Origin of the sequence: Alcanivorax sp. DP30, assembly GCF_009882945.1 — a bacterium.
GTDB lineage: Bacteria > Pseudomonadota > Gammaproteobacteria > Pseudomonadales > Alcanivoracaceae > Alcanivorax.
Map to the genome: position 1 here is coordinate 391,110 of NZ_WTUY01000002.1, position 22,865 is coordinate 413,974.

19 protein-coding genes are annotated in these 22,865 nt (G+C 55.9%); 16 read left to right on the forward strand and 3 right to left on the reverse strand.

Going from position 1 to position 22,865, the window contains the following annotated elements; genetic code table 11:
• Nucleotide 1: 1 nt before the first annotated feature.
• The 11 genes from GQF00_RS02405 to GQF00_RS02455 are packed head-to-tail and all read left to right on the forward strand — an operon-like array spanning nt 2 to nt 9,979.
• Complete coding sequence (locus GQF00_RS02405; protein WP_161317557.1) at nt 2-1,138, forward strand: response regulator; 1,137 nt, start codon at nt 2-4, stop codon at nt 1,136-1,138.
• Nucleotides 1,139-1,140: 2 nt separating this feature from the next.
• A complete protein-coding gene (gspE, locus tag GQF00_RS02410; protein WP_161317558.1) occupies nt 1,141-2,643 on the forward strand; it encodes a type II secretion system ATPase GspE in 1,503 nt (500 codons plus the stop codon).
• Between the two features lie 13 nt (nt 2,644-2,656).
• On the forward strand, nt 2,657-3,877 hold the full coding sequence (gspF, locus tag GQF00_RS02415) for a type II secretion system inner membrane protein GspF (RefSeq protein WP_161317559.1): 1,221 nt from the start codon (nt 2,657-2,659) through the stop codon (nt 3,875-3,877).
• A gap of 3 nt (nt 3,878-3,880) precedes the next feature.
• On the forward strand, nt 3,881-4,315 hold the full coding sequence (gene gspG / locus GQF00_RS02420; RefSeq protein WP_202560322.1) for a type II secretion system major pseudopilin GspG: 435 nt from the start codon (nt 3,881-3,883) through the stop codon (nt 4,313-4,315).
• A 2-nt stretch (nt 4,316-4,317) separates the two neighbouring features.
• The gene (locus GQF00_RS02425; RefSeq protein WP_161317560.1) at nt 4,318-4,977 is read left to right on the forward strand and encodes a prepilin-type N-terminal cleavage/methylation domain-containing protein; all 660 of its coding nucleotides are present in this window, start codon (nt 4,318-4,320) and stop codon (nt 4,975-4,977) included.
• On the forward strand, nt 4,977-5,360 hold the full coding sequence (gene gspI / locus GQF00_RS02430; RefSeq protein ID WP_161317561.1) for a type II secretion system minor pseudopilin GspI: 384 nt from the start codon (nt 4,977-4,979) through the stop codon (nt 5,358-5,360). The genes GQF00_RS02425 and gspI overlap by 1 nt, the downstream gene beginning before the upstream one ends.
• Entirely contained in the window at nt 5,357-5,992 is a 636-nt protein-coding gene (gene gspJ, locus GQF00_RS02435; protein ID WP_161317562.1) for a type II secretion system minor pseudopilin GspJ, read from the forward strand. Before gspI ends, gspJ begins: the two co-directional genes overlap by 4 nt.
• The gene (gene gspK / locus GQF00_RS02440; protein WP_370519451.1) at nt 5,983-7,023 is read left to right on the forward strand and encodes a type II secretion system minor pseudopilin GspK; all 1,041 of its coding nucleotides are present in this window, start codon (nt 5,983-5,985) and stop codon (nt 7,021-7,023) included. Before gspJ ends, gspK begins: the two co-directional genes overlap by 10 nt.
• Nucleotides 7,024-7,065: 42 nt before the next feature.
• Nucleotides 7,066-8,208 carry a type II secretion system protein GspL gene (gspL, locus tag GQF00_RS02445; protein ID WP_161317563.1) on the forward strand — a complete coding sequence of 381 codons (1,143 nt, stop codon included), beginning with the start codon at nt 7,066-7,068 and terminating at the stop codon, nt 8,206-8,208.
• Entirely contained in the window at nt 8,205-8,714 is a 510-nt protein-coding gene (gene gspM, locus GQF00_RS02450; protein WP_161317564.1) for a type II secretion system protein GspM, read from the forward strand. Before gspL ends, gspM begins: the two co-directional genes overlap by 4 nt.
• On the forward strand, nt 8,714-9,979 hold the full coding sequence (locus GQF00_RS02455; protein WP_237440352.1) for a hypothetical protein: 1,266 nt from the start codon (nt 8,714-8,716) through the stop codon (nt 9,977-9,979). The genes gspM and GQF00_RS02455 overlap by 1 nt, the downstream gene beginning before the upstream one ends.
• Nucleotides 9,980-10,037: 58 nt before the next feature.
• On the opposite strand, the gene GQF00_RS02460 is transcribed toward GQF00_RS02455, so the two are convergent.
• Nucleotides 10,038-11,798, reverse strand: coding sequence for an alpha/beta hydrolase (locus GQF00_RS02460; RefSeq protein WP_237440353.1), 1,761 nt, complete (start codon nt 11,796-11,798; stop codon nt 10,038-10,040).
• A 47-nt stretch (nt 11,799-11,845) separates the two neighbouring features.
• Here GQF00_RS02460 and GQF00_RS02465 point away from each other — a divergent pair, with 47 nt between their 5' ends.
• From GQF00_RS02465 to GQF00_RS02475, 3 genes are all read left to right on the forward strand, one after another.
• Nucleotides 11,846-12,598, forward strand: coding sequence for a DUF1461 domain-containing protein (locus tag GQF00_RS02465; protein ID WP_161317566.1), 753 nt, complete (start codon nt 11,846-11,848; stop codon nt 12,596-12,598).
• Nucleotides 12,595-14,595, forward strand: a complete 2,001-nt coding sequence (locus GQF00_RS02470) for a PEP-utilizing enzyme (RefSeq protein ID WP_161317567.1) — start codon at nt 12,595-12,597, stop codon at nt 14,593-14,595. Before GQF00_RS02465 ends, GQF00_RS02470 begins: the two co-directional genes overlap by 4 nt.
• 64 nt (nt 14,596-14,659) lie before the next feature.
• Nucleotides 14,660-15,475 carry a DUF2189 domain-containing protein gene (locus GQF00_RS02475; protein WP_161317568.1) on the forward strand — a complete coding sequence of 272 codons (816 nt, stop codon included), beginning with the start codon at nt 14,660-14,662 and terminating at the stop codon, nt 15,473-15,475.
• 103 nt (nt 15,476-15,578) lie between these two features.
• On the opposite strand, the gene metH is transcribed toward GQF00_RS02475, so the two are convergent.
• On the reverse strand, nt 15,579-19,280 hold the full coding sequence (gene metH / locus GQF00_RS02480; RefSeq protein WP_161317569.1) for a methionine synthase: 3,702 nt from the start codon (nt 19,278-19,280) through the stop codon (nt 15,579-15,581).
• 291 nt (nt 19,281-19,571) lie between these two features.
• On the opposite strand from metH, the gene GQF00_RS02485 reads away from it, so the two are divergent.
• Both GQF00_RS02485 and GQF00_RS02490 read left to right on the forward strand, forming a co-directional pair.
• Nucleotides 19,572-20,390, forward strand: a complete 819-nt coding sequence (locus GQF00_RS02485; RefSeq protein ID WP_161317570.1) for a mechanosensitive ion channel domain-containing protein — start codon at nt 19,572-19,574, stop codon at nt 20,388-20,390.
• Between the two features lie 10 nt (nt 20,391-20,400).
• Nucleotides 20,401-21,174, forward strand: a complete 774-nt coding sequence (locus GQF00_RS02490; RefSeq protein WP_161317571.1) for a YdiY family protein — start codon at nt 20,401-20,403, stop codon at nt 21,172-21,174.
• Nucleotides 21,175-21,479: 305 nt separating this feature from the next.
• Here GQF00_RS02490 and GQF00_RS02495 read toward each other — a convergent pair whose 3' ends face one another.
• Nucleotides 21,480-22,862: an NAD(P)(+) transhydrogenase (Re/Si-specific) subunit beta gene (locus GQF00_RS02495; protein WP_161317572.1), complete on the reverse strand. Its 1,383-nt coding sequence runs from the start codon at nt 22,860-22,862 to the stop codon at nt 21,480-21,482.
• Nucleotides 22,863-22,865: the final 3 nt, after the last annotated feature.

The following is a 22,865-nucleotide window of genomic DNA, read 5'->3' on the forward strand; positions in this document are numbered from 1 at the left end:
AATGAAGCAAAATATTCTGGTTGTGGATGATCATAGGGAAAACCTGATTGCGCTCGAAGCAATTCTGGAAGGGGATAGTCGCAATCTTGTCATGGCACAATCGGGTAACGAGGCCCTGAATCTGGCGCTCAAGCACGATTTCGCTCTGGCATTACTCGACGTACAAATGCCGGACATGGACGGCTTTGAAGTCGCAGAACTGATGCGACAGAACAAGAAAACCCGCAATATTCCGATCATCTTTGTTACCGCGATCTCCAAAGAACAGAAATATGTTTTCCGTGGCTATGAATGCGGAGCCGTGGATTACCTGTTTAAGCCGATTGACCAAAAAATACTCGAAGCCAAGGTGAACGTCTTTCTTGAGCTGGACTTGCAACGCCGCAAGTTACAGAAAGCCGTGGTCCAGATGAAGCGGCTCAAGGATGAAAACGAGCGCTTGTTACATGCGTTGGGGGAGGCACTAGTGGGGGCTAACGCCAAAGGACAGATTACCTTCTGTAATGAGGCCGCTTGCGCACTGGTCAATCGGGATCGTGACAATCTGGTCGGGACAGACCTGTCATCCTTGTTGTTCAACGATGACACAGGCAAGCAACGCTGGCAGTGGAAGGATAATCCGCTTCGGATTGCCTGTGAAAAAGGCGATGGCTGGAAAAATGAGCACCCGCTCTATGCCGACGATGGAAACGGCCTTGTTTCTCTGGCTTTGCGTGCCAATGCCATCATTGATGATGATGGTGGCTTTACGGGCGTCGTGGTTGTGGTTCGTCAAGCTGAAGACGAGAACGATGTCCGCGATAGCCGCAAGGATCATCGTCGTCAGCCCCGCAAGAAGCTGTTCCGAGAAATGGTTGTGTTTGATCGCAGTACCGGTGGTAATGTGGGGCGCTTGATGAATCTGAGCCTGGATGGCTTCAAATTGTTTGCCCGCCGGGACATTGGGCCAGGTGAACGTCTTCATCTGGGCATGGTTCTGCCTGATCAGATTGCGGGTGTTAACACAATCAGTTTTGATGCAAAGTCTGTTTGGTGTGAGAATCTCGATGCGCCAGGAGAGTTCCAGGCTGGCTTTCAGTTTGTGGACCTGAGCGACGTGACCCGACAAGTGATTGAAAACCTGATGGACAAGTACTGAACATGACGGACCATGCGGAACACAGTGAAGTCCGGGCCTTGCCCCCATATTTGCTGCCTTACGGCTTTGCTCGCCGCTTTGGGGTAATGCTCCGTGAACGTGATGGCGGAAAGGAACTGTGTTACCGCAAGGACGTGTCCCTCTCGGCGTTAAGCGAAGTACAGCGCAAAATCGGCACGCTTCCCCATTTGGTGCCTATGGATGAAGCCAGCTTTAATGCTGCCATGGCGTTAACATATGAACAGCAGCGTGGCGCTGCCGCTGAAGCCGCTGATGATCTGGAAGGGCTGGATCTTGCCAGTCTGGCCGATTCGCTTCCTGAAACCTCGGATCTCCTGGAGCAGGAAGATGACGCCCCGATTATTCGCTTGATCAATGCTCTGCTGCAGGAGGCTATTCGCGAGGACGCGTCGGATATCCATATCGAGACCTTTGAACGCCGTCTTGTGGTGCGTCTGCGTGTTGACGGCGTATTGAGGGAGGTTCTCGCCCCCAAGCGGGAGTTGGCTCCGCTGCTTGTTTCACGTATCAAGGTAATGGCTCGTCTGGATATCGCAGAAAAGCGGGTGCCTCAAGACGGGCGGATTTCTCTAAGGCTGGGCGGCCGTGATGTGGATGTAAGGGTGTCAACCATGCCATCCAGCAATGGCGAGCGGGTTGTTCTGCGTCTGCTTGACAAGCAGGCAGGGCGCCTGGACCTGGCTCATCTGGGCATGGAAAAACAGAACGACGCGATGATGCGCGAGCTTATCAGCAAGCCCCATGGCATCATCCTGGTCACCGGTCCCACTGGCTCGGGCAAGACCACAACCCTGTATGCGTCGCTGACGGAACTCAACGACAGTTCACGCAATATCCTCACCGTGGAAGACCCCATCGAATACCAGCTGGAAGGCATCGGCCAGACGCAGGTGAACAGCAAGGTAGACATGACCTTTGCCCGGGGCTTGAGAGCCATCCTCCGCCAGGACCCCGATGTGGTCATGGTGGGCGAAATCCGTGACCTGGAAACCGCAGAAATTGCCGTACAGGCATCGCTTACAGGTCACTTGGTACTTTCCACCCTGCATACCAACACCGCTGTCGGTGCGGTAACCCGACTTCAGGATATGGGCATTGAGCCGTTTCTGTTGTCCAGCTCTCTGCTGGGCGCGCTGGCTCAGAGGCTGGTGCGCGTGCTCTGTGATGACTGCAAGACTCCCTATGAGCCCTCTGCAGGTGAAAAGACACTGATAGGACTCCGGGAAGACGAAGCCTGCACACTCTATCATCCCAATGGATGTGAGCATTGTAACAACCAGGGTTATCGCGGACGTACCGGCATTTACGAGCTGGTCATCATCGATGAAACCATGCGCCAGTTGATTCATGATCAGGCGGGCGAACTTGCCCTGACGCGTCACGCCCGCACTCTGACAGGCAGCATCCGTGAAGATGGCTGGCGCAAGGTGCTGGCAGGACAGACCAGTGTTGAAGAAGTTCTGCGCGTAACCCGCGAAGACTGACGGGGTTACGTCCATGCCAGCATTCGAGTTTCGCTCCCTCGACCACAAGGGCAAAATCCGCAAAGGGACCATGGAGGCCGACAGTGCCCGGCAGGTGCGACAGCAACTGCGGGACAAGGGCTGGGTGCCGATTGAGGTCAATGAGACTCGTGACACTGACGCCAGTGCAGGCATGAATCTGTTTTCCTCCTCGGGCAAGCTCAAGGGGGCAGAACAGGCACTAATCACTCGTCAGCTCGCGACCTTGCTGAAATCTGGGCTCCCCATCGAGCAGGCGCTTTCTGCCGTGGCCAAACAGGCCGCCAATGACCGTATCGAGCGCATCATGCTGGCGGTAAGGGCCCGTGTACGGGAAGGCTATAGTCTGGCGAAAAGCTTTGAGTCATTCCCGCGGGCCTTCCCGGAAATGTACCGCGCCACGGTAGATGCGGGAGAGCAGAGCGGGCATCTCGAGCAAGTGCTGGAGCAATTGGCGGATTATCTGGAAACCCGGCATGACACAGGCCGATCGGTTACCCAGGCAATGATCTATCCAGCATTCATCATGGTGTTTGCCTCCATCGTCATCATGCTGATGATGACCTTTGTTGTTCCCAAACTGGTTGCCGTGTTCGAAGGGCGCGATCAGGCGCTGCCCTTGTTGACACGAATTGTCATGGCAATGAGTGATTTCTCACGGGATTGGGGCTGGCTGCTGTTGCTTGTGATCATTGTCGGGATAGTAGCGTTCAGTCGAGCCATGCGCGGTGCCGCTTTCCGAATGCGGGTGCATCGCCGGCTTGCCGGGATGCCCTTGGTGGGCACCATGCTGAGGGCAGCTGATAGCGCAAGACTTGCCAGTACTCTGGGCATTCTGGGCCGCTCTGGCGTCCCGTTGGTAGACGCACTGTTTATCGCGGCTCAAGTGGTCGGCAATCTGGCGATCCGTGACGCCGTCAAACAGGCTGCCGTGAAGGTGCGGGAAGGCGGAAACCTCAGCCGTGCACTCGATGCCAGCGGCTATTTCCCTCCCATGCTCGTGCAGATGATTGCCAGTGGTGAGGCTAGCGGTGAGCTTGATCACATGCTGACGCGGGCCGCAGATTATCAGGAACGGGAACTCACCAGCACGGTCAATACCATGGTGGGCCTCCTTGGCCCCATCATGTTGTTGGTGATGGCGGGTATAGTGGTAATGATAGTGCTCTCGGTGATGATGCCGATCATGCAAATGAACAATATGTTAGGTGGATAAACAATGAAGACCCTGAAACACCAGAAAGCCATGTCCGGTTTTACGCTGCTGGAGATCATGGTGGTCGTGGCCATTATCGGCCTGCTTGCTGCAGTCATCGTTCCTAATGTGATTGGTCAGGGCGAAGGTGCCAAGGTGGATCTCACCAAGGCCAATATGGGCAAGATCGTTCAACAGTTGGACCTCTACAAGTTCAACAATGGTAGCTACCCGACTACAGAGGAAGGCCTGAACGGTCTTGTCGAACGCCCAGCCTCTGCCAGCAAGTGGCCGGATGGCGGTTATCTGTCCAAGGTGCCTGAAGATGCGTGGAACAATGATTACGTCTACCTCAGTCCTGGCGTTGATGGCCCCTTCGACCTGTTGTCACTGGGGGCTGATGGGGTAGAAGGTGGCGAGGGTAACGACGCGGATATCAACTGGCGTGACGTGCAGTAATCATGATCTCTGCGGCTCGTCAGACTGGCTTCACACTGCTGGAAATTCTGGTAGTGGTGATGCTTGTCGGGCTGCTCACGGCCGTAATCGCTGGCCAGGGTAACTGGACACTCAGTGAGGATGGGCTGGATGAGGAATCCGCCCGGCTTTATGACACCCTGGAATTGCTCAACGAACGGAGTCTGTTCTCCGGGCAGCTACTCGCTCTGCGGTTGAGCCCGGATGGCTGGACACCACTGGCCTATGATCGTGATGAGCGTGACTTCCTTCCCATTGATGATTCATCGTTAAAACCACGCACCCTCGCCCCAAATCTGTCAGTGGAATGGCAAGTCGATGCGCTGGAAGATGAGCAGGTGACATTGTCCGATATGGCAGAATCCCTCATCAAGGATGATCTCATGGCCACCCCTGAGGGGCTCAGTGAGCAGGCCGAAATAGAAGAGGGTAGTGAGCAGCGGACAGAATCCAGCGACAGCAATAAAGAAAAAACGCTTCCGCAAATCTTCTTCTTCCCCAGTGGCGAGGTCACCCCAGTCACCGTGTCATTGCTTTCCGGCGATGAACTGGACAGTTTTCGTCGCTGGCAGGTTAGCGCCCTTGGGCAGGTAACCGACCCGGATGCTGAGCCTGAGGACGAAGTCCTTGAGGAGACGCCCTGATGAAAGGCGCGCGCAGCCAGGGCTTTACTCTTATCGAGGTGCTGATCGCTGTTTCGATTCTTGCTCTGGTTATGGTCACCCTGGGTCAGACCCTGGGCGCCAGTGCCCGAGCCTACACCAACATCAATGAAACCCATCTCGGTTTTCTGGTCGCATCTGACAAGCTGGTTGAAATGCAGGTTTATCAGCAGTGGCCGCCTACCGGTCAATCCGACAGTGAAGTTAGCCGAAATGGGCGTGACTGGTGGATCGAAACCATTGTGTCCGAAGGGCCGTACCCCGATACCCGCCGGGTAGACATCAATGTGGGGCTACTGCGAGGCGATGAAAAGGAAGGACTGGCCTACCACCTTGCCAGTCTTGTCGGGAAGCCTGCCACATGAAGTTTCAACGCCGGCTATTGGGTTTCACGCTGCTGGAAATGGTCGTTACCATTGCCATTTTCGCGTTTATCTATGTGTGGGCCGCATCCTTCCTCAGTAGCGCATTGCGGGGGCGGGAACAGCTAACGGAAAGCGCCGATGAGATGGAGCGTAGTCAGCGCGCAATGACCTTCCTTACCCTGGACTTTGAGCAACTGGTCAGTCGCCCGGTTCGAGACCCCTATGGAGACCCCCAGCCTGCCATCATCGGCCGGGACAACTATGTGGAGTTCACCCGTCTGGGCTGGTCGAATCCATTCGGTCTACGCAAGCGCAGTGAAATGCAGCGGGTGATCTACACCCTGGAAAACGGCGACCTCTATCGCCGCTACTGGCCAGTACTGGACACCTCTGTCGCCACCCGTTATCAGCAGGACATTCTGCTGGAGAATGTGGCGCGCTTTACGGTTCGCTACCTGGATCTCACTCCGCAGGGGGACTGGCAATGGGTGGAGTTCTGGCCAGATGCTGCGCTCGCGACCCAGCCGGTGTGGCTACAGAGACTACCCAAGAGCATAGAGATTGAAATTGAGTTGGAAAGTGGTGACGTTATTCATCGCTTTTACCGCACGGTGGTGAATCCGTGGGCGTGATCAAGCGCTATCAGCACGGGATGGCACTGATTATCGTGCTGATGCTGTTTGCCATTCTGTCTACGCTGGCCATGGAGATCCTGTTTAGGCAGAACCGTTTCCTGAATCGGGCCGACAACCTGCTGCAATGGGACAAGCGCTATCAGTACGCCATGGCTGCCGAGGTGGTTGCCCAGCAGGGCTTGATAGACGATCTTCAAGATGACATTAAGAATAATGCGCAACTTGATGATTGTGTTGAAGAAAAATGGGCTGTTCAGTTGCCGCCAACTCCCTATGAGGATGCTTTTTTAAGCGCCAGCGTTCAGGATCTACAGGGGCGATTCAATCTCAATTGGCTGATTGCAGACAGTCCTGACGGCTTTGTTCGCCAGCAGGACAGGGTCAGAGAGCTGGAGCAATTGCTCGACGAAATTCTGCCTGACCAGAGCAACCCGGGCCGTCTAGCCAACGAGATGGCGGACTGGCTGGACAGCAACAACATCGTGGACGAGGCAGAAGGCGCAGAGGACCCGGAATACCGCGACCGTCGTACCCCGAACATGCCGGCCACCCACGAGAGTGAGCTGCGGGCCTTGCTGGGTTTCCAGGCCACAGACATGCCGGAAGATCCCATGGCATGGGGATTACTGACTGCATTGCCCCCCGGCACTAGTCTTAATGTCAATACGGCCCCGCAACAGGTTTTAAATGCTGTGGTAGGCTCATTGGCGGGGCCGGAAGGGGTGAAAGCCATCATCGATTCTCGCAAGGAAGAGCCTATTTCTGACATTGGTTCACTGCTGGCCATGCCGGTATTCTCAGAAATGGACGAAGAGGATCGTGACCTGCTCAATGCCCGTCTTGGAGTGAGTAGCGAGTATTTCCAGGTCATGGTGGATGTTGAGGTAGATGGCCAGTTGAGCAGACTGGTGACTCGCCTGTTCCGCGGCGGAGGGGAGGGGGAGCCAACCGCGGTTGTCAGTCGTCAGGTCAGCCCCCTGCTGACACCCCTCGAACCTGCCTGTAATCCTTTCTACAATGAGGAATAACGGCTATTGTGGCCAACAATAACGAATAAAGGATCAGATTCAGTGTCACAAGCTCCACTCATTTATCTCTACGACATTGACGGGTTACCGGTAAGCGGTGCCACCCAGGTGCTGTTCCAGGCTGACAGCGGTTCTCCGGTGATATCGCAGAGCCTCGATGAGGCCTTTTCCGAGGCGGCGATGCGGGGTCAATTGCGGCTGGTCCTATCTGCGCCACTGGTGCGTCTTACCCAGGTGACACTGAGCCGCAAGCAGGCACGGCATCTCGATAGAGTGATGCCATATCTGCTTGAAGAAAACCTGCTGGATAGCCCCGATTCGCTTTTCTTCAATTACCGCAAAGGCGAGGGGGATGAGTATCTTGTGACCGCGATCGAGCAGTCACTGGTTACAACCCTGCTTGATCGCGCTTCTGACGCGGGAGCCGACCTGCAGACAGTGGAAGTGGACATTGAATGTCTTGCAGGTTCCTTCCCTTTGATTGTGGGGCTGCCGCAGGGGCAAAGTCTGCTTGCCTCCAGCCGTGATTCCTATCTTATTGTGGATGAAGAAAGACGACAGTCTCTTGTCCCCCTGTTTGGCGATTCGCTGGATCACGCCACGGAAATTGAGGCGCAAGAAGCGTTGTTTGATCTGTTCAGACAGCATCGTGGTCAGCAGCTCCTGACAGGGGTCCATGCTCCCCGCAAAAACGCTGGTGAGCCCGGTCTATTGGCCGAATGGCGTCCATTACTGATCCTCGCAGCCTCAATCCTGGTACTGGCCATTATCGGGCTGCGTGTTCAAGCGTGGCGCTACGACCAGGCTGCCGAAGCCGCCTTGGCCGATGCCAAGGGAAAGTACGAGCAATTGTTCCCCGGCGACAAAGCCACTTCTGCTCTGATTCGGCAGTTTCAGAGTCGTTTGTCCCGCCTTTCCAGCGGTGGGGGCTCAGCTGGCACAGCCTTCTTCCCCATGCTGGTTCCTGTTGCTGAAGTACTCAGGGAAAGCAAGGTGGAGCCAAAACGGCTTCAGTATGACCAGCGTCAGAACAGTCTTTTGCTGGATGTGGGAGCCAAGGATTATGCCCAGCTTGAGGCGCTGCAGAACGCCTTGCGCGATCAGGGTGCCAAGGCATCCATTGCCAACTACCGCAACGCCGCTCAGGGTGTAAATGCCAGAATCAAAGTGGAGCAGCCAGGATGAGCCTTGCGACCTATCAGCAACAGCTTAAACAACGGCTAAGCCCGCTGGTTCAGTGGTATCGGAGCAGGGAGCCCCGCGAGCAAAGAGTGCTGCAACTTCTCGGCGCAGTTTTTGTTGTGGTGCTGATCTATTGGCTGCTATGGGCGCCGAGCGTCAATGCACGCAATCAATCGATGCAGCGGTACGTGGCCAATATGCAGACGCTGGAGTGGATCAATGCCAATGAAGGAGCCGTCAGGGCAGCATCCGGTGGCAAGGCATCTGCACTACCTCGAAACTGGGTGGGCGAAGTCAGCCGCAGTGCCAATGCATTTGGTTTGACCCTCAAGAATTTTACCCCGGACGGTAACACCTCTGTCCGAATTCAAATGGAAGAGCAGGCAGCAGGCCAGAGCATTCTCTGGCTGCAATCCCTTCAGGAAAAAGGGGTGCAAATTACCAACCTGGAAATGACACCAGGTGAAAAATCAGGGACAGCCACGGTGCGTGCAACCTTACAACAATAATGACCCTACTCAGATTTTTGCCACTCCCGTTACTGCTTTTGGGAGCAGAAGCGAATGCGCAGTGCCTGTTTGATCCTGTCGATCAGGGCAAGGTGATGAAGCTATCCGCATCCCGGCTGGATTCCGCCAAGGGGTTGCCCTTGGCGGATCTTTCCCTTATGCGGGTGGAAAACGGTCAGCTGGTCCCCGTAGCCTTCCAGTTTGACGAAATGTCGGATCATGGCATGGTGTGGTTTGAAGAGTCAGGCTTTGACCGCATCGGTGAGGCCGGGCGCCTTGATGGTGACGACCGTTTGCTGGCGATGCTGACCGATGCCGGGCCCCGTCGGCCAGACGGCCTGGAGCCCCGCGAGGGCAAACTGCTGGCCGACCTTGAAGTGGCGACTGACTGCCACTTCTATTTGGTCAAAGGCAACCGTCAGCGAAGTGAAAACTATTACGTCTCCCACGACAGCGACACTGGCCGCACCCGCACGGCGCTCTACCAGCTGGATGTAGATCCGGATAATGAGCTTAACTGGCGTTACCTCAGTTATCGCGGCTATCAAGGGGAAGGTTCTATCATCGATACCCTGAAGATGCGCATGAGCGCCGGGGTGTTGTCCAAATTTACCCGCATGACCCTGGATAATTACAACCTGCGTCCGCAGCTGGTTGGTCACCACGTGGGGCCCATTCGTTCTGTGATGCACCTTCGCACCCGGGTAGTGCTTGCCGGTATCCCGGTAATGACTATCCAGGTTCAGGCCATGCGTTATGCCACTCATTATGAAGCGCACACCTACGCCAAGATTCCCGAGCTATACCGCGCCACGCTGAAAGAGCCCGAAGTGTCGGTCACGGTGGATGGCAACAATCAACTTGGCGCCCAGGTTTATACCCACAATTTCGCCGATAATCCGATCACCGTTAATGGCGTGGCGGATGATGACAGTTTTGCCGGGCAACCCATCAGCATGTCTGAAAACTGGATTCTTTTTGACAGTGGCAAGGATTTCACCTTGCTGACAGAACTGACCGTGCCGCCGGAATTGATGTCCGTGCCATTGAGCCTGATTTATCAGGATAACAAGCAGCTCACTGTGGAGCCGGAGCAGTTCGAGGGCCAGCTACCCAACCTGGGTTACATGTTGAAGGGATGGCCGGAACAACGGGAATTGCGTTTTACGGTCAGCCTGTTCTTTGACAGCAGCATGCGAGGGTTTGCAGCCGAAGAGTACGCCGATCAGCGCTCACGGCATGTAGAGGTTCGTGTTTCACCGTGACGCAGGCTTGGCAGAACCAGGATCTGCCAAGCCTACAGCCGGAGCTTGAACGAATCTGCTAGAAGGGCCTTTCCGGTTTCAGCGCCACATCATCTTCCCGGGCAAGCGGGAGCCAGATATCCCCTTTAACGGTGGCGTTACGCGCAAGAAATGCTGAGTTCAGCGGAAACTGCGCCGTAAACCCGTAAACCACCACACCAACTCTGTCGCCGGCCTTGAGTGGCTGACTGACAGCGGCGAGTTCCTGGCGATGAAACCCCTTCTCGGTGAGAGGCGTCAATTGCTCACTGGCCACACGAACTCGGCGACGGTTGGCGTGCTGGACACCAATCCCCACAAACATGGGCATGGCTTCACCGCTGCTGGAACCCGCAACACGCAGGTCGATACGGGGTTTGCCCAACAACAACTCGTCATCCCCTCTGGCGATATAGAGCGGAATGAATTTGGGGCGTCCAAAGCCACCATTAGGCTTGAGCTCACGCAGATCCGCTCCGGGCCACATGGCGCGGAACAGGTCAGAGCCTGTGTCAAAAGGCACCATTAGCCATTCAAAGGCACCGGCAAGTGGCACCGTGACTTTCTCACGAGGTACTGAAAACTGGTTGGCGGGCGGTAATTCGTTCTCCACCGCCAGGCCGCGGTCTTCTGTGATGTTCACACAGTATTGAGGCACAGTGCCTTCAGCGCCGCGCAGCTTTTCATCCCACCAGCTGACAATGGTATCAACGGTGCTGGCCTCGTATTCGCCGCAGTGAACCATGTCGTCAGTATGGAAAAAGGGCAGGCCTCCACGCAGTTTTTGTATCGGCCAGGGCATGGCGTGACCACTCTGCAAGCCGATAATGCGGGCATCGCGGCCAGCATTGCGCCAGCAGTCGTAATTTCTTTCGGCTTCCTGGAACGGAAAAATGGTATCGGAGAAGCCATGGATGAATAGAGCATCCGCGTGGGGAGTCTTGCCCTGATCACAAAAACTGGCGGGGCTTCGCTCGTACATCAGGCGTGAAAGGTCTGAACTGATGGTGCCGTCAAATGCACTGTTCCAGGGTTTGGCAAACATCTCGCCAATATCGAAGCCACTGGTAATCCCCCCGGCGCCGAACAGAACCGCACCCCAGGCGGTACGAAACTCGCCATTGGGAGCTATGCTGTTAAGATCGTTCCAGCCTGCTAGCGGAACCAGTGCCTTGAGGCGTGGTTCGGTAAAGCTGGCCAGGCTTTGCAGGCCTGCGCCGTAGGATTCACCAATCATGCCAATGGCAGGGCTGCCATCATCAAGACGGGATATGCCCGGGATATGGCTAAGTGACCAGTCAATAACCTGGCTGAGATCGGACACTTCAAATTCCGGGTCCATCATGTGGACTTTGCCCTGGGATTGTCCCCAGCCCCGCTGATCGTAGAACACCACCCAGTAGCCGGCCTTCCAGGCCGCAATCGCGGCCTCCCCAGTAAGCATTGCCTGACCATAGATGGAAAGGGGGCGTTTGGCCCGGAACCCACCAAAGCCGTGGGTCGCAATAATCAGTGGCGCACTTTGACCGGCCTGAAGTTCAGGTTGGTAGACAGTGGCAGCCAGCTTCTTGCCATCCCTGGCCAGAATGCGAACCTGGAAATAATCCGCTTCCTGTGCCGCGGTGGTCAACGTGGCATTGGTAACGGGTAACTGGGTTGTTGAGCAGCCAACAAGCGCGGCAAGGACTGCTAATAGCAGCAATCTGGCCAGGCCGATCATTGAGAGGCGCTGACTGGAGCGGATGCCAGGCCGTGAGGTACTGGCAGTATTAAAGGCAGTATCTGTGCAGAGCGGTCGCATGACGCAACTTCCTCTTTTATTATTCTGTTCTGTATTGAGGGGGTGAAATGACAAAACCGGCAATCAAGCGCCAGAATGCAGCCACTTTAGTGTGGTTTGCATATGCTGTCATCTCCGTATTACTCGCGGTGCTGACCAGCTGGGCCTTGTACAGCAAGATAAATTATGGCTATCCGTTCTGGTATCAGCAGCTCGCCATTGACGAGCATATCCAGGAATACGGCCCCCAGAATCGCTTTAAATCAGGTCTTGAGCTATTGCCTGCAGAACAGCACTGGAAGGCATTTGAGCAAATCAGCCATGCAGTCCACCATCACGGCGATGGCCTGGCGACGATTCTGTACCAACCGCCAGGGCAGGCGCCCCGCACACTGCTTCACGCTGCTGAAGTGCAACACCTTCAGGATGTGGCCAACCTGATTGATCGGGGCAGGGCGCTGTTCTGGATCACGCTGATACTCTGGCTACCACTGGCGTTTGCGGCCTGTCGTCTTGGATTGCCTTCCATGCGCCGACGCCTGGCGTCTGCTGTTATCGCTTCTGGGGCTGTGTTAGCGTGGCTGGGCATCGCTGGCCCAACGAAAGTCTTTTACCAGTTCCATCTGTGGCTGTTTCCCGCGGACCACCAATGGTTTTTCTATTGGCAGGATTCCCTGATGAGCACACTGATGAAGGCGCCAGTACTGTTTGGTGGTATCGCTGCCGTCATTGCGCTGGGGGCGCTGTTTCTGTTGCCGGTTTTCTATTGGCTGGGACTGGGAGCAGCGGCAAAATTACAAATACAAAAGAATCGGACATGAGCATAGAAGTACTGACGGCAGACGAGCAGGGGACTGAAAACCTGCAGCGCTGGGCCGCCATGGGTTTGCCCGTGCCACCAAGCTGGCGACTCCATCGCCAGGATATTCTCGACCTCGAAAGTGAAGACCTGGTCCAAAAGCTCCGCGCCTTGCCCCGCATGTTTGACGAAGAGCGTTACTGGGTGCTTCAACAGGGGCCAATGAACCCTGATTCATGCCGTGAGAGCCTGCTGAACCTGGATTCCGATAATGCACTGGCAGCCGCACTGCTGGCCATTTTTCGCCGTGATCAGGCCCCTGAGCAGGTGATCATCCAGGCTCTGCCACGCCAGCGAGCAGCGGGGGTTCTGTTTACCCGCCATCCTCTTCGCCAGGACCTGCCACATATGGTAGTGGAAGGCGTTTCCGACGGTAACAGCGAGCGTCAGCGCATCATTTTTGATGATCAGGGCCGGCTCGTGCATGCCAGCCATGAGGTTCAGTCCCTTGCTGATGCGGTTGGGCACGAACAAATCCTCGCTCTGCACCAGGCACTGAAACAGAATTTTGATCGTCCCCAGGCTGGGGAATGGGTGTATGACGGTGAGCGTATCTGGCTACTACAAACGCTCCCGGTTGGCTCGCTGCCGGCCCCAAAGGAAGCCTGGACACGCAGGGCCGGCACCAATCTTTTTCTGCAAGCAGAAACGCCGCTCTGGTACACCCTGGCGGCGCGCTGGTTTAAATCTTCATTCTGGGAGCCTCTGGCGCTGAAGCAAGGCTGGGACGAGCTTTATAGAGTGGAGCCCTATCGTCGTCAGCATAGCCACATCTATACCAACTGCGCCCATTTCCTCGCGCTTCAAGATGAGCACCCGGGTAGCTTTCGGCAGGTTCCCCCTGCCTGGCAGCGTTTGCAGCCGGCTGAAACCCCGGCGGGATACTCAGCCCTGCAAATGACACTCGATACATTTTCAATGGGACGAATCACCCGTGAAATCCGTGGCTGGGTCAAACCCGCCACTACACAGGAAGGTCTCTGGCACGCCTTGATGCAGCTTGATGCGCTGGGTGAACGACTGAGCAAGATTGAAGGGCGGTTATCTTATCTGGTGGTACCTGATCTGCTTGCTACACAGCACAGGCCGCTGCCCTTGTCTGCGTTGACCACCGGTACTGAGCTTGCCTTGTTGCTCGATCTTGCCGCAGGGCAATCACGGCTTATAGAGCAGTCCTGCCTTCGTCCCGGGTGTGACCCGGTGCATGCGCCCCTAAACGAGCAACCCGCCCAGGCGGCCAGCCTCAGGGCTTTTCCCCGTGAGCGTCAGGAGCCGGACGATGAGGAAGCGTTGGCGCGACCACTGGCATTGCTAAGGCAGGCGAGAGGATTACGGTTCGGTTTGGGCAACCGATTCAGAGCCCTGCTGCGCGACATGGGGGCACTGGTGGTCAACAGTGGCTTGCTTCAGCATCCTGACGACATTTACTTCCTCTACTTCGACGAGCTCTGGCAGCTATGGATGGAGCAGCGTCTTCCCGGCAGTGCCAGCCATCAGACCATTGCTGAGCGGAAGTTGCGTTACCTGGATGACAGCCTGCAAGGCGCGCCAGACTGGAAAATGGACCAGATTGGCTACGGCTTCGGCGGCGGACAGCGAATCAGCCCCTTGCTGCGGGGGCAGACTCTGGTGCCCGGCTGCGTGGAAGGGCCGATCCGGCGTGTTTGCAGCGCCTGGATGCTGAATCGAATCACGCCGGGCGATATTGTTGTGGTGGATCAAGTGGATGCGTCCTGGTTGCCGTGGTTGCTCCAGGCAGGCGGGATCGTCATAAGCGGGCAGGATCCTGCCAATGCGGCTGCCAGTCTCGCCATGGAATTCCGGATTCCGGCTATCTGGGCCGCCAGTGACGTCATGCATAGTGTTCAGGATGAACGCCTCGGCGTGCTGGATACGGTTCAGGGCACTCTTCAACTGCAACCTGAGCAGGCCATCAGTACTGACGTGGATGGCGAATAGAAGGTTTTCAACAAAGCCTGATCTGGATCATTGAATCTGTTCGTGACTGGGTGAAAATGACGCCATGGATGAGAAGCCGCCCCGCACAAAAGCCAATGGATTGCCTGAGGATACGCGCCCCTTTGTGGCATCGTGTCGGCCCATTGAGGTAACCGCCCCCCTGCGCTGGTTGCGCAAGGGATGGCGGGACTTTACTGCCGCACCCAGAGTCAGCCTCATCTATGGACTGGTCATGCTGCTGCTCAGCTACCTGATCACCGGCGCAGCCTTTGCCTTTGGCAATATGGGTCTGTATCTGGCGCTTATCTCCGGTTTTGTTTTTCTTGGGCCTATTCTTGCGCTCAATCTTTATGGAATCAGCATCCAGCTTCAGCAGGGGAAGGCACCGTCCCTGCGGGAAAGTTTCCGGCAGGTAAAAACCTGCATCGGTGATGCACTTACCTTCACGGTCATCATGATTGTGGTCTTTCTGGTCTGGGCCCGTGCCGCCAACCTCATCTATATCTTTTACCCGGTGAATGAATGGCGCATGGAAGATGCCTTGCTGTTTTTCGGCGTGGGAAGCAGCGTTGGGGCCATGTTCAGCGCGATTGTCTTCACTGCCAGCGCATTTTCCCTACCCATGATCATGGATCGGGAAACCGATATGGTGACCGGTGTCATCACCAGTGCCAACGCTGTGCTCCGCAACAAGCTCTCACTTTTCGTCTGGGCGGGACTGATCGGCGCCTGCCTGCTGATTGGCCTGCTTACGGCTTATCTGGCGCTGGTGGTATTACTGCCTGTACTGGGCTATGCCACTTGGCATGCCTACCGGGAATCCATTGATGCCGCAGAATGGGATCCGCGCTTCGAGTTGCCACCGGAAGAAGAGAATTAATAACCGCAAGTCCCGATTTATCACAGTCCAAACCCAAGAGGCCGCGCCCATGCATTGGGCGCGGCCTCTTTAAGTTGAGACACACAGGTGCGTCGCGTGCTGTTTACTGGTCTTCAATGTATCCGAGTAAATGCGGGACCATCCGTTCAATCTCCTTGCGCGTCATGCCTTTGCGGGCTGCGTAGTCGTCCATCTGGTCCTTGGCCAGCTTGCCCGTGCCGAAATACTTGGCTTCCGGGTGAGAGAAGTACCAGCCAGAGACCGCAGCGGCCGGCAACATGGCGTAGCTTTCGGTCAACGTCATGCCGGCGTTGGCTTCCGGTTCCAGCAGCTCCCAGAGCAGTGCCTTCTCGGTGTGGTCCGGGCAGGCAGGGTAGCCGGGGGCAGGGCGGATACCACGGTACTTTTCGCTGATCATGTCCTGATTGCTCAAAGCTTCTGCGCTGTCGTACCCCCAGTATTCCTTGCGGACTCTCTCGTGCATGCGCTCGGCAAAGGCTTCCGCCAGGCGGTCAGCCAGGGCTTTCAGCATGATGGAAGAGTAGTCGTCATGATCGGCTTCGAAGCGAGCCACATGCTCATCAATACCAATGCCCGCGGTGACGGCAAAACCACCCAGCCAGTCGGTAAGGCCTGTCTCCTTTGGTGCGATAAAGTCACTCAGGCAATAATCCGGCTTGTCATTCTTGGTGCGATCCAGCTGCTGGCGCAGGTGATGCAAGGTCATGAATGCCTCCTTGTCACCCGGATTACGGTATAGCTCGATATCATCCATGCAGGAGTTGGCGGGCCAAAAACCGATTACAGCACGGGCAGTTAGCCACTTCTCTTCAACAATTTTCTCAAGCATGGTCTGGGCATCCCGGTACAGCTTGGTTGCCTCCTTGCCCACCACCTTGTCCTCAAGAATATTGGGGAATTTGCCGGCCAGCTCCCAGGAGCGGAAGAACGGGGTCCAGTCGATCCGCTGGACCAGATCTTCCAGCGGATAGTCATCAAACACTTTCAGCCCCTTCACCGCAGGCTCCGGCGGTGTGTATCCCTCCCAGTCAGGCTGGAAACGATGCTCGCGGGCCTGGTCGATACTGATCAGGCTACGGTCAACTTGCTGCTGCTTGCGGCGCACACGCAGGCCTTCATAGGTTTCCTTCAGCTCTGCCACATAATCCGCCTTGGCGGTCTTGGACAGCAGCTTGGACGCCACGCCCACCGCCCGTGAGGCATCTGCCACATGCACAACGGCATGCTGGTATGACGGATCGATCTTCACCGCGGTATGAATCCGGCTGGTTGTCGCGCCACCAATCATCAGCGGCAGATCCATATCCAGGCGCTGCATTTCGCTGGCTACGTGAACCATTTCTTCCAGGGAGGGGGTGATCAGCCCGGACAAGCCGATGATGTCTACCTTCTCCTCTTTGGCCACCTCGAGGATCTTCTCGCAGGGCACCATGACACCCAGATCCACCACATCGTAGCCGTTACACTGCAGTACCACGCCGACAATGTTCTTGCCGATGTCATGGACGTCGCCTTTCACGGTAGCCATAAGGATCTTGCCATTGGCTTCGTCCTGGGTCCCCATCTCCTCCTTTTCCTTCTCCATGAAGGGCAGGAGATAGGCCACGGCCTTTTTCATTACCCGGGCAGATTTGACCACCTGGGGCAGGAACATCTTGCCTTCGCCGAACAGGTCACCGACCACATTCATGCCATCCATGAGCGGGCCTTCGATAACGTGCAGAGGGCGCGCCGCATTTTGGCGGGCCAGTTCGGTATCGTCTTCCACGTAGTCAGCGATGCCCTTCACCAGCGCATGCTCAAGGCGCTTCTCAACGGGCCATTCACGCCAGGCCAGATCTTCTTTTTTGGTTTTTTCTGCGCCGCTGCCACGGTATTTCTCGGCGAGATCCAGCAAGACCTCTGTGCCTTCCTCATTGCGGTTCAGTACCACGTCCTCAACGGCGTTGCGCAGTTCCTCGGGAATATCTGAATACACGGCGAGCATGGTGGGGTTCACGATACCCATGTCCATGCCGTTCTTGATGGCGTAGTAGAGGAATACCGCATGGATGGCTTCCCTTACGGTGTCGTTACCGCGGAATGAGAAGCTCACGTTGGAGACGCCGCCGGAGATCATGGCATGGGGCAGGGTGCGCTTGATGTCCGCCACCGCTTCGATGAAGTCCACAGCATAGTTGTCGTGTTCTTCGATACCGGTGGCGATGGCAAAGATATTCGGGTCGAAGATGATGTCTTCCGGCGGGAAGTTCACTTCTTCAGTGAGCAGCTTGTAGGCCCGGGTGCAGATTTCCACCTTGCGCTCGCGGGTTTCCGCCTGGCCCTGCTCATCAAACGCCATAACGATCACGGCTGCGCCATAGCGACGCAGCAGGCGTGCCTGATGAAGGAAGGCCTCCTCACCTTCCTTCATGGAGATGGAATTCACTACCCCCTTGCCCTGGATGCACTTCAGGCCGGCCTCGATCACCTCCCACTTGGAGGAGTCGATCATGATTGGCACCTTGGCGATTTCCGGCTCGGAAGCCACCAGGTTGAGGAACTTCACCATGCACTCAGCGGATTCCAGCATCCCCTCGTCCATGTTGATATCGATGATCTGGGCGCCGTTTTCCACCTGATCCCGAGCCACATCCAGCGCGGCATCATAGTCCTCTTCCTTGATCAGACGCAGGAATCGCTTGGAGCCAGTCACGTTGGTCCGCTCGCCCACATTGACGAACAGGGAATCCTTGGTGATGGTGCAGGGCTCCAGGCCAGAAAGGCGGCAAGCGACCTCAATGTCCGGAAGAACCCGCGGCGCCAGGCCTTCAACCGCCTCAGCCATGGCGGCGATGTGCTCCGGGGTAGTGCCACAGCAGCCCCCGATAATGTTCAGAAAGCCTTTCTCGGCCCAGCCCCGGATCTCTTTCGCCATGGTAGCCGGATCCAGATCGTATTCACCCATCTCATTGGGCAACCCCGCATTGGGGTGGGCGGAGACAAAGGTTTCCGAAATTCGCGATAGCTCTTCAATATATGGCCGCAGCTCCATGGGGCCCAGGGCACAGTTAAGACCAAAACTGATGGGGCGTGCATGTCGCAGGGAATTGTAGAAGGCTTCCGTGGTCTGGCCAGTGAGAGTCCGGCCTGAGGCATCGGTGATGGTGCCGGAAATCATCACCGGCAGATCCAGATTGTTTTCGTAACAGTACTGATCCACTGCAAACACTGCAGCCTTGGCATTCAGGGTATCAAAGATGGTCTCAATTAGGACCATGTCTATCCCGCCCTCGACCAGACCGTCCAGCGCTTCCAGATAGGCATTTACCAATGCATCAAAGTTGGTGTTGCGATAGCCGGGATCGTTCACATCCGGGCTGATACTGGCCGTGCGATTGGTGGGGCCCAGTACGCCAGCCACATAGCGGGGCTTGTCCGGGGTGGAGGCTTCGTCAGCTGCTTCACGGGCTACCCTGGCCGCCGCCACATTGATGTCCCGTGCCAGGTCCTGCATGTCGTAATCGGCCATGGCGATGGACGTGGCATTGAAGGAGTTGGTCTCGATGATGTCCGCACCGGCATCAAGATAGCCCTTGTGAAGCGCCTTGATGCGTTCCGGCTGGGTGATGCAAAGCAGGTCGTTATTGCCTTTCAGGTCAGAAGGCCAGTCCGCGAACTGACTACCTCTGAAGTCGTCTTCATCGAACTTGCAGCGCTGAATCATGGTGCCCATGCCGCCATCCAGAATCAGGATGCGTTCTTGCAGCTGGGCAGTAAGCGTGGCGCGCAGGTTTGAAGTCATGAAAGGCTCCGACAGGGACAGCAAAAGTGAGGGCGAGCATTATACCGGGGCAGCTTGCAGATACCCAACTATGTGTGGAATAACTGTTATGAATCGGTGATTTAGCCTTCCGCAGACTGGCCAATTTTCTCATAACGACGCATCATGGGCTGCCGCCGCAGGGTAGGCACCTCAGGTCTGGTCGCAAACCGGTGAAACATTTGTAAAATTGGGCGGTTGCCAGTCCCTGAGCACTTGGGATTCACTCAATTCGGGGCATAATTCGCGCTCATTGGAAGAGGAGTACGCTTAATGGATCAATATCTGGATCAAATTCAGACGTTTGCCAACGATAACCTCATGCCTTATGCATGGAATATTGTTGCTGCACTGGTCATCTTCATTGTCGGTAAGTGGATTGTCGCGAAGATCGCCCAGGGCGTAAATCGCATGATGGACAAGCGCATTGATGCCACTGTCGCCAAGTTTGTTGGCAACATTGTCCATATCATTCTGTTTGCCTTCGTCATCATTGCTGCACTGGACCAACTTGGCGTTGAAACCACCTCCCTGGTTGCCATTCTGGGTGCTGCCGGTCTGGCTGTGGGCCTTGCCCTGAAAGACTCCCTCGGCAACTTTGCCGCCGGTGTGATGCTTATTCTGTTCAAGCCGTTCCGGGTTGGGCACTACGTAGAAGCCGGAGGGGCAGCAGGTACGGTGAAGGAGATCAAGATCTTCGCCACTATCATGGGCACCCCGGACAACAAGGTTGTGACTATCCCCAATGGCGCCATCATGGGCGGCAATATCATTAATTATTCTGAAATGCCCACCCGCCGTGTGGATATGGTCTTTGGTGTCGCTTATGATGCCGATCTTTCGCAGGTGAAGAAGATCCTCGAAGACGTGGTGACGTCCGATGAGCGCGTACTCAAGGATCCTGCTCCGGTAATCGTAGTTGGTGAATTGGCTGACAGCTCCGTCAACTTCCTGTGTCGCCCCTGGGTGAACAGCGCCGATTACTGGCCGGTACTCTGGGAAACCACTGAGACCGTGAAGCGTCGTTTCGACGAAGCAGGCATCGGTATTCCGTTCCCGCAGATGGACGTTCACCTGGACAAGAGTGAGTAAGGAGAGATTCATGCGCAGCAAGTATTTGGCTGCCATGCTGATAGCTGTCGGCTTGCCGGCAGTATCAGCAGCGGCTGAAGAGACTGAAGACGGTGCCAGCAAGTGGACCGGTGATATCGGTGTTGGCCTGCTTTTCAAACGCGGCAATACCAACTCTGATTCGACTAACGCCAACGTGAATATGTCCCGTGACAGCGCCAAATGGCGCCACACGTTCAAGGCTGACGCGAACAATGAACAGGAAGAGGATCCGGATACGGAAGAGTACACCCGTACCGACGAAAACTATTTCGCATCCTACAAGCTTGACCGCAAGTTTGGCGAAGATTCCAGGAACTATCTGTTCAACGTTGCAACCTACAGCAAGGACAATTTTTCCGGCTATCACTACGAAGCGAGTTATGCCATCGGTCTGGGCCGTCGCTGGATTGAAACTGACCGACAGACGCTGGATGCTGAATTCGGTCCGGGTTATCGCGTAAAGTGCCTGGACCCGCAGGACACTTACTTCAGCTGTAACGATTCCCAGGAAGATGCCATTGCCCGAATCGGTATCAAGTACGACCTGAAAGTTAGTGATAACACGGTATTCCGTGAGGACTTCTCCACCGAAGTTGGCGAAGAAGGGGCAGACACCCGTGCCGAGACATCGCTGACAACGGCCATCAACTCCAAGTTTTCATTGCGTCTACGACATCTGCTGGAGCACGACTCCGATGCGCCCGATGGCACCAATGAAACCGATCACACCTTTTCGGTTGGCGTTGTTTATACCCTGAAGTAATTAATTCAGGCACAAAAAAGCCCCGGCTCGTGAGAGTCCGGGGCTTTTTTGTTTCTGACTCTGCGGCCCCAGATCCGATAGTCTCGCTGCAGAAGGATCACAGTCGATACGATTTGCCAGAATTCACGGAGAATACGGTGTTTTTCTCTGTGCCCTTGCCTTGATCGCCTATGATCCAGACCTGAAGAGGAGCACTCATACGCAAGGTTTTTTTGAGAGAGTTCGCGTCAGGCATCTAGCGTTGCTCTGTATCACACGGTCAAAAAAAGGGAGCCTCAAGGGCTCCCTTTTCTTCAGGCCAATAATCAGCCTTCCTTGAGGGCGGTGGTGATATCCAGCACCGCGCCTTTGCCGTCGCCGAACAACATCAGAGTGTTGTCCTTTGCAAACAGCGGGTTGGGCAATCCGGCAAAACCGGAGCTCAGGGAGCGCTTGACCACAACCACTGTCTTGGCTTTGTCCACGTTAAGAATCGGCATGCCATAAATCGGGCTACCTTTATCTTCGCGTGCCATGGGGTTGGTTACGTCGTTGGCACCCAGCACGATGGCGACATCAGTCTGCTCAAAGGTCGGGTTGATTGCGTCCATGTCCTTGAGCTGCTCGTAGGGCACTTCTGCCTCTGCCAGCAGTACATTCATGTGCCCGGGCATACGGCCAGCAACAGGGTGAATCGCGTATTCCACCTCAATGCCCATGGCTTCCATGGTATCTGCCATATCACGCACAGCGTGCTGGGCCTGAGCCATGGCCAGACCAAAGCCGGGCACGATAACTACGCGCTGGGCTGTTTCCAGCAGCATGGCTACTTCTTCAGCAGAAGTGGATTTCACCTTGCCCGCGTAGACTTCATCTTCGTCCATGGCTTCGCCAGCTTCCGCCATCACACCGAACAGTACATTGGTGAGGGAGCGGTTCATGGCTTTACACATGATACTGGTCAGAATCAGGCCGGATGCACCTACCAGGGAACCGGTAATGATCAGGGCACTGTTACCCATCACGAAACCAGCGGCAGATGCTGCCACACCGGAGTAGGAGTTCAGCAGGGCAATCACCACGGGCATGTCGGCGCCGCCAATTGGCAATACCAGCAGCAGGCCAAGTAGCATGGCTGCGGCAACCAGGCCCCAGAAGACTGCTTCGTTGCCCGGGTTCAGGACCAGATAGCCGATACCCGCCAGGGAGCCCACGAACAGAACGGCGTTAACCAGTTTCATGCCGGGGAAGCCCATGGGCTTACCGTCAATAAGTTCCTGCAGCTTGGCAAACGCCACCAGGGAGCCGGTGAGGGTAACCGCACCAATCAATACGGCGGCACCCGTCGCGATAATGGAAACGGTGTCGTTGGCGGAACCGCGGAAGAACTCCGCAGAGGCAACCGCAAAGGAGGCGCCGCCACCAAAGCCGTTAAGCAGGGCGATCATCTGCGGCATGGAGGTCATCTGTACCTTTTTGGCCATCACGGCACCAATCAGGCCACCGACAACGACGCCGGCAATAATGACTTCATAGGTAACAATGTGCTCGTTGAGCAGGGTAACAACTGCAGCAACACCCATACCGGCGGCGGCCAGCAGGTTGCCGCGCACAGCGGTCTTTGGCTTGGTCAGCCCCTTGATGCCAATCACAAACAGACAGGCTGCAATCAAGTAGGCGATATCAATCCAGTTCTGGGAAACGTGCATGAA

What these genes read in the sequence shown, in the direction of transcription:
- GQF00_RS02460 (WP_237440353.1), bottom strand. Translation starts at nt 11,798, where the DNA reads ATGCGACCGCTCTGCACAGATACTGCCTTTAATACTGCCAGTACCTCA.
- GQF00_RS02425 (WP_161317560.1), top strand. Translation starts at nt 4,318, where the DNA reads ATGATCTCTGCGGCTCGTCAGACTGGCTTCACACTGCTGGAAATTCTG.
- gspJ (WP_161317562.1), top strand. Translation starts at nt 5,357, where the DNA reads ATGAAGTTTCAACGCCGGCTATTGGGTTTCACGCTGCTGGAAATGGTC.
- GQF00_RS02405 (WP_161317557.1), top strand. Translation starts at nt 2, where the DNA reads ATGAAGCAAAATATTCTGGTTGTGGATGATCATAGGGAAAACCTGATT.
- gspF (WP_161317559.1), top strand. Translation starts at nt 2,657, where the DNA reads ATGCCAGCATTCGAGTTTCGCTCCCTCGACCACAAGGGCAAAATCCGC.
- gspE (WP_161317558.1), top strand. Translation starts at nt 1,141, where the DNA reads ATGACGGACCATGCGGAACACAGTGAAGTCCGGGCCTTGCCCCCATAT.
- gspM (WP_161317564.1), top strand. Translation starts at nt 8,205, where the DNA reads ATGAGCCTTGCGACCTATCAGCAACAGCTTAAACAACGGCTAAGCCCG.
- GQF00_RS02455 (WP_237440352.1), top strand. Translation starts at nt 8,714, where the DNA reads ATGACCCTACTCAGATTTTTGCCACTCCCGTTACTGCTTTTGGGAGCA.
- GQF00_RS02495 (WP_161317572.1), bottom strand. Translation starts at nt 22,862, where the DNA reads ATGCACGTTTCCCAGAACTGGATTGATATCGCCTACTTGATTGCAGCC.
- GQF00_RS02465 (WP_161317566.1), top strand. Translation starts at nt 11,846, where the DNA reads ATGACAAAACCGGCAATCAAGCGCCAGAATGCAGCCACTTTAGTGTGG.
- metH (WP_161317569.1), bottom strand. Translation starts at nt 19,280, where the DNA reads ATGACTTCAAACCTGCGCGCCACGCTTACTGCCCAGCTGCAAGAACGC.
- GQF00_RS02485 (WP_161317570.1), top strand. Translation starts at nt 19,572, where the DNA reads ATGGATCAATATCTGGATCAAATTCAGACGTTTGCCAACGATAACCTC.
- gspI (WP_161317561.1), top strand. Translation starts at nt 4,977, where the DNA reads ATGAAAGGCGCGCGCAGCCAGGGCTTTACTCTTATCGAGGTGCTGATC.
- GQF00_RS02475 (WP_161317568.1), top strand. Translation starts at nt 14,660, where the DNA reads ATGGATGAGAAGCCGCCCCGCACAAAAGCCAATGGATTGCCTGAGGAT.
- GQF00_RS02490 (WP_161317571.1), top strand. Translation starts at nt 20,401, where the DNA reads ATGCGCAGCAAGTATTTGGCTGCCATGCTGATAGCTGTCGGCTTGCCG.
- gspG (WP_202560322.1), top strand. Translation starts at nt 3,881, where the DNA reads ATGAAGACCCTGAAACACCAGAAAGCCATGTCCGGTTTTACGCTGCTG.
- GQF00_RS02470 (WP_161317567.1), top strand. Translation starts at nt 12,595, where the DNA reads ATGAGCATAGAAGTACTGACGGCAGACGAGCAGGGGACTGAAAACCTG.